The 7,715-nt window shown below is 35.6% G+C and carries 11 protein-coding genes; 3 read left to right on the forward strand and 8 right to left on the reverse strand.

Annotated elements, in window-relative coordinates:
- Nucleotides 1–94: 94 nt before the first annotated feature.
- Nucleotides 95–550: a pyridoxamine 5'-phosphate oxidase family protein gene (locus tag V7014_RS13115; RefSeq protein WP_335507816.1), complete on the reverse strand. Its 456-nt coding sequence runs from the start codon at nt 548–550 to the stop codon at nt 95–97.
- A gap of 179 nt (nt 551–729) precedes the next feature.
- Here V7014_RS13115 and V7014_RS13120 point away from each other — a divergent pair, with 179 nt between their 5' ends.
- Nucleotides 730–930, forward strand: coding sequence for a YlaI family protein (locus tag V7014_RS13120; protein WP_335507817.1), 201 nt, complete (start codon nt 730–732; stop codon nt 928–930).
- A 70-nt stretch (nt 931–1,000) separates the two neighbouring features.
- Here the strand turns inward: V7014_RS13120 and V7014_RS13125 are convergent, their stop codons facing one another.
- The 3 genes from V7014_RS13125 to typA all read right to left on the reverse strand — a co-directional run bounded on the left by V7014_RS13125 (nt 1,001) and on the right by typA (nt 3,733).
- Nucleotides 1,001–1,285, reverse strand: coding sequence for a hypothetical protein (locus V7014_RS13125; RefSeq protein WP_335507819.1), 285 nt, complete (start codon nt 1,283–1,285; stop codon nt 1,001–1,003).
- 80 nt (nt 1,286–1,365) lie between these two features.
- Complete coding sequence (locus tag V7014_RS13130) at nt 1,366–1,674, reverse strand: YlaH-like family protein (protein WP_335507821.1); 309 nt, start codon at nt 1,672–1,674, stop codon at nt 1,366–1,368.
- Nucleotides 1,675–1,888: 214 nt separating this feature from the next.
- Nucleotides 1,889–3,733: a translational GTPase TypA gene (gene typA / locus V7014_RS13135; protein ID WP_335507823.1), complete on the reverse strand. Its 1,845-nt coding sequence runs from the start codon at nt 3,731–3,733 to the stop codon at nt 1,889–1,891.
- A gap of 105 nt (nt 3,734–3,838) precedes the next feature.
- On the opposite strand from typA, the gene V7014_RS13140 reads away from it, so the two are divergent.
- The gene (locus V7014_RS13140) at nt 3,839–4,021 is read left to right on the forward strand and encodes a DUF5325 family protein (RefSeq protein ID WP_335507825.1); all 183 of its coding nucleotides are present in this window, start codon (nt 3,839–3,841) and stop codon (nt 4,019–4,021) included.
- 29 nt (nt 4,022–4,050) lie between these two features.
- Here V7014_RS13140 and V7014_RS13145 read toward each other — a convergent pair whose 3' ends face one another.
- Both V7014_RS13145 and V7014_RS13150 read right to left on the reverse strand, forming a co-directional pair.
- Nucleotides 4,051–4,848 carry an inositol monophosphatase family protein gene (locus V7014_RS13145; RefSeq protein ID WP_335507826.1) on the reverse strand — a complete coding sequence of 266 codons (798 nt, stop codon included), beginning with the start codon at nt 4,846–4,848 and terminating at the stop codon, nt 4,051–4,053.
- Between the two features lie 178 nt (nt 4,849–5,026).
- Nucleotides 5,027–5,224 carry a hypothetical protein gene (locus tag V7014_RS13150; protein ID WP_335507828.1) on the reverse strand — a complete coding sequence of 66 codons (198 nt, stop codon included), beginning with the start codon at nt 5,222–5,224 and terminating at the stop codon, nt 5,027–5,029.
- 172 nt (nt 5,225–5,396) lie between these two features.
- On the opposite strand from V7014_RS13150, the gene V7014_RS13155 reads away from it, so the two are divergent.
- Entirely contained in the window at nt 5,397–6,017 is a 621-nt protein-coding gene (locus V7014_RS13155; RefSeq protein ID WP_335507831.1) for a YktB family protein, read from the forward strand.
- A gap of 281 nt (nt 6,018–6,298) precedes the next feature.
- On the opposite strand, the gene V7014_RS13160 is transcribed toward V7014_RS13155, so the two are convergent.
- Both V7014_RS13160 and V7014_RS13165 read right to left on the reverse strand, forming a co-directional pair.
- Nucleotides 6,299–6,568: a UPF0223 family protein gene (locus V7014_RS13160; RefSeq protein WP_335507832.1), complete on the reverse strand. Its 270-nt coding sequence runs from the start codon at nt 6,566–6,568 to the stop codon at nt 6,299–6,301.
- A 23-nt stretch (nt 6,569–6,591) separates the two neighbouring features.
- Nucleotides 6,592–7,551 (reverse strand): NAD(P)H-dependent flavin oxidoreductase, encoded by a 960-nt coding sequence (locus V7014_RS13165; protein ID WP_335507834.1) that lies wholly within the window; start codon nt 7,549–7,551, stop codon nt 6,592–6,594.
- Nucleotides 7,552–7,715: the final 164 nt, after the last annotated feature.

The following is a 7,715-nucleotide window of genomic DNA, read 5'->3' on the forward strand; positions in this document are numbered from 1 at the left end:
GCTCGGAGCTGGACGTAAAATCACTCTATTTAAAGTAATCAAAAACGAATTATTTTATAATTTCCTAAACACGAACAAAAGCTTAGTCAGGAGACTAAGCTTTTTTCATTGCTTCCATTACTTGAAGATCTAAAGCGCTGGCCGCTGTTCTATCATATGTAAACTCATATTGAGGTTCAGTCGTGATTTTCGCACCATAAAACATAACATCTCGAACTTCTCGTATTTGCAATTCAATAAGTGAAAGCTTTAAATTAACACCATCTAGTTGTTCCTGTTTCACAAAAGCTTCCCCACTAATTGAATATGTCGATTCATTAGCAATTAAAGTAATAACAACATTACTCGATTTACGTATGTTCTTCACAATCTTTGAACGATTTGCTACAGCGAATACAATTGTCGCTTCATCTTTTGCTAATGTCCATGATATTGAATTTACATTCGGTACACCCGTTTCATGATCTAAAGATGTTACAATCACAAAACGTTGCTTCTGTAATTCATCAAAAAGCGGTTGAATTAATACATTTTCCACTAAATTTGCCATTAACATCGGACTCCTTTATTTCTAAACAATAATTTAGCACCAAACAATATTTTCACCTGTACCATAGTGTCGGCAACACTTTACATTGTAAGTATATGCTAATAATTTACTTCTTTCAATTATTCCTATTCCTATAAACATGGTATACTAACAATAGAAAACAAGCTAGAGGTGTACTTATGAGAGTAAAATGTGTAATTTGTGACAATATTGAAAATATACTAGATGATTCTCCAACTGCCAAAAAACTACGAAATCGCCCTATACATACTTTTATGTGTCAACCTTGCTACGAAAGAATTGAAGACAGAACAAACGAACGCTTAAACACTGGTAATTTCATATTTCGCAAACCTCGTAACAAAGAAAAAGAATGGTAAACAATATTTTTATAAATACCTTTGAAACCGCTAAAAAAGAAAAGCACTGATCATATCAGTGCTTTTCTTTTTACTCATAATTCTTATATCGTTCTGGATTTTCATTAATACTTATTAAAATACAATCTATCAAATCAATAGGAAAACGGTTAGTGTTGCTACTTCCATTCTGGTTATACATAACATAATACATATCATCGTCTCTCGTGACTTCTAAAGACGATACGCGATGATCGTCTTGAAGAATCTTTTGAAACATAGCTACCGTTTCTTTAGCCGCCGTGTCATCTGGGCGGGCATCACTCACAACTTTAATCGACAACCAATTGTATAAAGCATCCTGCAATGACTTCATCAATAGGCGCCCCCTTTAATTTTATTATAGTGAAAGATTTATTCGCTTGTTTCAAAACTAATGATAAGTTAAATATTACTCTATTGATTTTGTGCTTTTCTATGTAAGTGTAAACGAAATCTATATATTGCTAGGAATAAAGCTGTAATAAAAAGAACTTCTGCCATAGGAAGAAATACGGCAAAAAAAGTAAGCAATGTACATCCAAAGATAAGACAAGTATAAATTATAATATTTTGTAAAATCGTTAATTTCTTAGCAAAACCTAAATGATAAACTAATGCACATAATATTAGAATAGTGATGTAGAGATACCACATACCTGTTTCAGGATTTTTATCTACTTCGAACAAAGACGCAAAAAACGTTAGACGTTCAGTAATATCCATCGCTCTTCTCCCCCTGAATTGTTCATAAATAGCGTTTGAACAAAATTATTTAGCAAAAATTTAAAAAATTCACTCTAACATAATCCTACAACACCATATTCGGAACAAAAGTCACTTCTTGCAGAAATTCCAGAGGAACTACTGCAAGAGCTGACTTATGTCTTCATATGTTATTTTATATCAATTCAGTTATAAAACTAATTTTAAATAATCATTAGTTCGTTTCTGTGTATTTTTTCTTTTTAGTTACTCTTTCACGTTCGCCTTTATCTAGAATCTTCTTACGTAAACGAATACTTTCAGGAGTTACTTCACAGTACTCATCATCATTTAAGTATTCTAATGATTCTTCTAGTGACATGATACGAGCTTTTTTCATTGTAGTTGTTTGATCTTTGTTTGCAGAACGCATGTTAGTCATTTGTTTTGCTTTTACTACGTTTACAGTTAGATCGTTTTCACGGTTGTGTTCCCCAACAATCATACCTTCGTATACTTCAGCACCTGGTTCAACAAAGATTACACCACGGTCTTCAATACCCATGATACCATATTGAGTCGCTTTACCGTTCTCCATTGATACAAGTACACCTTGGCGGCGTCCTCCAACTTGACCTGTAGCCATTGGTTGATAGCTATCAAATGTGTGGTTTAAGATACCAAATCCACGAGTTAACGTTAAGAATTCAGTTGAATAGCCGATTAATCCACGAGCTGGAACTAAGAACTGTAAACGAACTTGTCCATTACCATTGTTAATCATATCTTGCATTTCGCCTTTACGAGCTCCAAGAGATTCCATGATAGCACCTGTGTGCTCTTCCGGAACGTCGATTTGAACGCGCTCTACAGGCTCACAACGTACGCCATCAATCGTACGAACGATTACTTCTGGTTTCGATACTTGTAGTTCGAAGCCTTCACGTCTCATGTTCTCGATTAAAATCGATAAGTGAAGCTCTCCACGTCCTGAAATAATCCATGCATCTGGAGAGTCCGTAGGATCAACACGAAGACTTACGTCAGTTTGTAATTGTAATTGAAGACGCTCTTCAATCTTACGAGCTGTTACCCATTTACCTTCACGTCCTGCAAATGGAGAGTTGTTTACTAAGAATGTCATTTGTAGTGTTGGCTCATCAATACGAAGTACAGGAAGCGCTTCTTGATGTTCAGCTGGACAAACAGTTTCACCTACGTTGATGTCTTCCATTCCAGATACAGCAACTAAATCACCAGCATATGCTTCATTGATTTCTACTCGTTTTAATCCAGAGAAACCAAAGATTTTAGTTACACGGAATTGTTTTACTGTGCCATCAAGTTTCATTAAGGCAACTTGTTGACCAACCTTCATTGTTCCACGGAATACACGTCCAATTCCGATTCGTCCTACATAATCATTATAGTCAAGTAAGGCGATTTGGAATTGAAGTGGGTCAGCACTATTATCAACTGGCGCTGGGATGTTCTCAACGATTGATTCGAACAATGATTCCATATTTTCTTCTTGGTCAGCTGGATCTGGACTTAGTGAAGCTGTTCCATTAATACCCGAAGCATATACAACTGGGAATTCAAGTTGATCTTCAGAAGCATCAAGTTCGATGAATAAGTCAATTACTTCATCAACTACTTCTTCCGGTCTAGCTGCATCACGGTCAATTTTATTTACTACTACGATTGGTGTGATTTTTTGCTCTAAAGCTTTTTTTAGAACGAAACGTGTTTGTGGCATACATCCTTCATAAGCATCTACTACAAGTACTACACCATCAACCATTTTCATAATACGTTCTACTTCACCACCAAAGTCAGCGTGACCTGGTGTATCTAGAATATTGATTTTCGTACCTTTATATTGAACAGCTGTGTTTTTAGCTAAAATTGTAATTCCACGTTCTCTTTCGATATCGTTAGAATCCATCGCTCTTTCTTCAACATGTTCATTATCACGGAATGTTCCAGATTGTTTTAATAATTGGTCAACCAACGTTGTTTTACCATGGTCAACGTGGGCTATAATTGCTATATTGCGTATATCATTACGAAGTTCCAAGCATTTTCACTCCTAAGTTTTTAGATTAACTAGCATATTATATCACACTCATAGTGGAAAAAAGCAAATAATTTCTGTACAATATTATAATAAGAGGTGAAAATAATGAAATATAAGCTACTTTTCTTATTTCTTGCCCTCTTAGCCACTAGCAGTATGGCTGGGGTCGGGATTAGTGTTGCATATCGAAGTATCATCGGTATTATTCTTTCCATACTAGCATTAATTATAGTCATGGGGATGGGCTTTTCAACAAAAGCTAAATTACGTTCTGAAGGAAAAATATAGAAGAAAAAACCGTAATTCTAAAATAAGAATTACGGTTTTTTCGTAATGATTTCTACAATGTCTTGCATAAGACCTGGTCTTGATACAATAAAGGATGTTGTTGCTGGGAATTCGATAGGTTTTCCATCCAAGTCACATACTTCTGCTCCAACTTCTTCAATTAATATTAGCCCACCTGCAATATCCCAAGGAGCTAATTTCATCGACAAATAAGCATCCATTCTCCCAGTTACAACACTTGTAATGCCAAGAGCTGCAGAGCCAATGGATCGCGTGCCTCTTACAGTTTGAACTAATTGAATTGCATTTTCTGTTCGTATAAGGGGATTTGGAACAAGCCATGAAGCATTTAACGATATCATACACTCTTGTAGGTTAGCTTGTTGTAGTGGGCGAATACGTTGTTCATTCAAATAGGCTCCTTGGCCTATAATAGCATGATAAAGCTCATCTTGAACAACATCATAAATGATACCAAGTTTTCCAATACCATCTTCATAAATACCTATCGAAATAGCAAAGTTCCGCTGTTGATGAATAAAATTTAACGTTCCATCAATCGGGTCAATAATCCAAACAACCCCTTGACTATCTGTTAAGTGATGACCTGCTCCCTCTTCTCCAAGTATGTTATGAGTTGGATACTCTCCTTTAATTTTCTGAAGTAGAAACGCTTCGATTTCTTTATCTATATTCGTTACTAAATCTGTACGATCAGATTTCTCTTGAATATGTATCTTTGATTGAAAGGAAGTCATGATTCTCTGACCTGCTTCCCGTATCCACTGCTTCGCATTTGATTCTATTTCGGTCCATATTGCGCTCATTGATAACACCTCCCCCAGGATTTCCTAATACACATATGTTTATTATATGAAATCATCAGAAAAATACATACTCTCAGTACTTAAAATTATTAACGAAGTTGTCTATTCATAAAAAAACGAGCTCTCAAACATACTTGAGCCCGGCATTTAACCTAAAATCAACTAGATGATTATTTGGTTATAGATCACCTAATTTTATTAACTCTTTTCGGATTTTATCTAATTTTTGCAAGCTGTCTCTTTTTACATTATCATCATTGTTTCTAATAGCTTCATGAAGTGTCGCTAATTCATAATCTAACTCCATCCGTAAAATCCCAATACGTCGACTTTCAATTTGCTTTGTTTTTATCGTTGAATTCATAACTCGTTTCATATACGTACACCCCTTTCGACTAATTAAAAAACTTAAATTTTTACTAGTTTATGTCAATTTTCTCGTTGTGTAACTAAAAATAGGTTAATTACCTATGAAAATAACACATCATTTCAGTTCTATTAAAAGCTGTGATAAAATAAAGGCTATTAAGTCGTCAAGGAGGACCATAATGACATTCCAAGGCTTTACTGCTTCTGATTTTAACGTTTTCAAAATAGATGGTTTAGAACCGCGAATGGAAGCTCTACAAGAGCGCATTCGACCAAAACTTACATATCTAGGTGATTACTTCTCACAAGAATTATCTATTCTTATTGGAGATGAAATTTTCCCTCATGTTGCCAAACATGCTAGAAGAACCATTAACCCTCCAAACGATACATGGGTTGCTTTTGCAGCCAATAAAAGAGGTTATAAAATGCTACCCCACTTCCAAATCGGATTATGGGAAACGCATCTCTTTATATGGTATGCAGTGATTTACGAAGCTCCTTCAAAGGAAACTATTGGAAAGAAGCTTCAAAAAAACATATCATATGTTCAAGAACAAGTACCAGCTAATTTCGTTTGGGCTCTTGATCATATGAAACCAATTAGCACACCCCATCAAGAGCTTTCTGAAGAAGATCTCAATATGATGTTTGAAAGACTTCAAACCGTCAAAAAAGCTGAGTTGCTCTGTGGAATCGAAATTCCGCGTGAAGATGCAGTCAAAATGACTGGCGAAGAACTTATGCAAACGATTCGTAACGTCTTCAATCAGTTAATACCCTTGTACAAATTGGATTAAACCTATGTTCAGATGGAAAACCATCATACAATAGCGTATTTAGGTAATGGTTTTTAGATTTCTACATAGGCATTCGTCTAATTTAAATGGATATACATGAAATTTTTTTCTCGAAAGCGCCAAAGGTGGGCATTTTCAACATACTCTGCAAGCATAACAATTTTCTCGTAACCTATAACGAAGAGAGCTAAAAGCAAAAAAGGGCGTTCGAAAAATGATTGAAAATCACTTTTCGAACGCCCTTTTACTTTTTTTATGAGATGACAACCTTGTATTTCTATTTACAGCTTAATTTTAGTTCCTGCTTCTGCTTTCTTAGCTGCTTGTACGGCCCGATAAGTTGAGTAACCACTAACTTCTTCAAACTCTTTATCAACCTTTTTCTCTCCAGCAATACTTGGAACAATTTCTTTAAAAAGGCGATACTTTGCCATAAATTCATCTCGATTTAAACCATTTTCATATACACGTTCCACTGCTTCGAAAAAAGCAATCACATCCACTATTTCTTCAGTTGACCAATCAATATCTATAGGATATTGGTATTCCATCTTAATCACTCTTTCTGTATATTCTATTGTTGCCACTTTCTTCTAATATCTTCTGCATTTGAAATCATTGATGAAATCAATGTTTCTACTGACGGAACATCTTTTATCATTCCTAATACCTGGCCTGCCCATGCATATCCGCTATCAACCTCACCTTGATGTATGTACTTCATATTTGTTTGGCCACTTATGTAATTTTTCAAACCTTCATAGCCCACATTTTCCTTTTCTAATTCAAGTATTTTATCAGTCCAAGAATTAGCAATAGCACGCCCAGGAGCTCCAAGGGATCTCTTAATGATTACAGTGTCCGTCTCACTTCCTTCAACTAGAGAACGCTTGTAGCTTTCATGAGCATGCACACACTCTTTAGTAGCAATGAAGCGAGTACCCATTTCTATACCATCAGCGCCCAAGCTTAAAGCTGCCATTAACCCTCTACCATCACCAATACCCCCAGAAGCAATCACAGGGATAGAAACAGCATCAACAACTTGGGGAACTAGTACCATCGTACCGACATCATCTCTTCCCAGATGCCCTCCGCCTTCTTGTCCAACTACCATTACCGCATCTGCTCCAAGCTCTTCAGCTTTCACCGCTTGTCGCTTTGCCGCTACAAGCACTAATTTCTTAACATTAGTTCCTTCCAACAAATCGAACACAGCCTTCGGATTCCCTCCTGTGATAGTGGCTACTTCCATTCCCTCTTCTAATGCTGCTTCTACAAAGTGTTCAAACCTTCTATTATTTTGACCAATGGCAAAGTTAACACCAAATGGTTGTTTTGTTAACCTTTTCACTTTTCGCATTTCTTCTTTCAAAGCCTCAGGGCTTTCTAAACTCATGGCTGTAACTTGACCAAGTCCACCAACATTTGAAACAGCGGAAGCTAAATCTGAATAAGCTAAATGAGCTAACCCACCTTGAATAATCGGATATTTAATGCCCAATAATTGTGTTACTCTTGTATCCCAATTCATTAAATAAACCCCCAGTATTTGTTTCCTATAGAATAAATATTGCTTTGAAAGTAATATTATCATAGATTCAACAATAGAAAAAAGAAAATTCCAACAATTGAAGGATATGAAATAAACTACTTGAACTACGTATCTTTTTTATATTGCTTTCAAATATAGTTTAT

Source organism: Bacillus sp. JJ722 (genome assembly GCF_036963345.1).
Taxonomy (GTDB): domain Bacteria; phylum Bacillota; class Bacilli; order Bacillales; family DSM-1321; genus Bacillus_AD.

Excerpts from the sequence above, each read along its gene's own strand:
- V7014_RS13115 (WP_335507816.1), bottom strand. The coding sequence starts at position 550 with ATGGCAAATTTAGTGGAAAATGTATTAATTCAACCGCTTTTTGATGAA.
- V7014_RS13125 (WP_335507819.1), bottom strand. The coding sequence starts at position 1,285 with ATGAAGTCATTGCAGGATGCTTTATACAATTGGTTGTCGATTAAAGTT.
- V7014_RS13160 (WP_335507832.1), bottom strand. The coding sequence starts at position 6,568 with ATGGAATACCAATATCCTATAGATATTGATTGGTCAACTGAAGAAATA.
- V7014_RS13120 (WP_335507817.1), top strand. The coding sequence starts at position 730 with ATGAGAGTAAAATGTGTAATTTGTGACAATATTGAAAATATACTAGAT.
- V7014_RS13155 (WP_335507831.1), top strand. The coding sequence starts at position 5,397 with ATGACATTCCAAGGCTTTACTGCTTCTGATTTTAACGTTTTCAAAATA.
- V7014_RS13130 (WP_335507821.1), bottom strand. The coding sequence starts at position 1,674 with ATGGATATTACTGAACGTCTAACGTTTTTTGCGTCTTTGTTCGAAGTA.
- V7014_RS13165 (WP_335507834.1), bottom strand. The coding sequence starts at position 7,551 with ATGAATTGGGATACAAGAGTAACACAATTATTGGGCATTAAATATCCG.
- V7014_RS13145 (WP_335507826.1), bottom strand. The coding sequence starts at position 4,848 with ATGAGCGCAATATGGACCGAAATAGAATCAAATGCGAAGCAGTGGATA.
- V7014_RS13150 (WP_335507828.1), bottom strand. The coding sequence starts at position 5,224 with ATGAAACGAGTTATGAATTCAACGATAAAAACAAAGCAAATTGAAAGT.
- V7014_RS13140 (WP_335507825.1), top strand. The coding sequence starts at position 3,839 with ATGAAATATAAGCTACTTTTCTTATTTCTTGCCCTCTTAGCCACTAGC.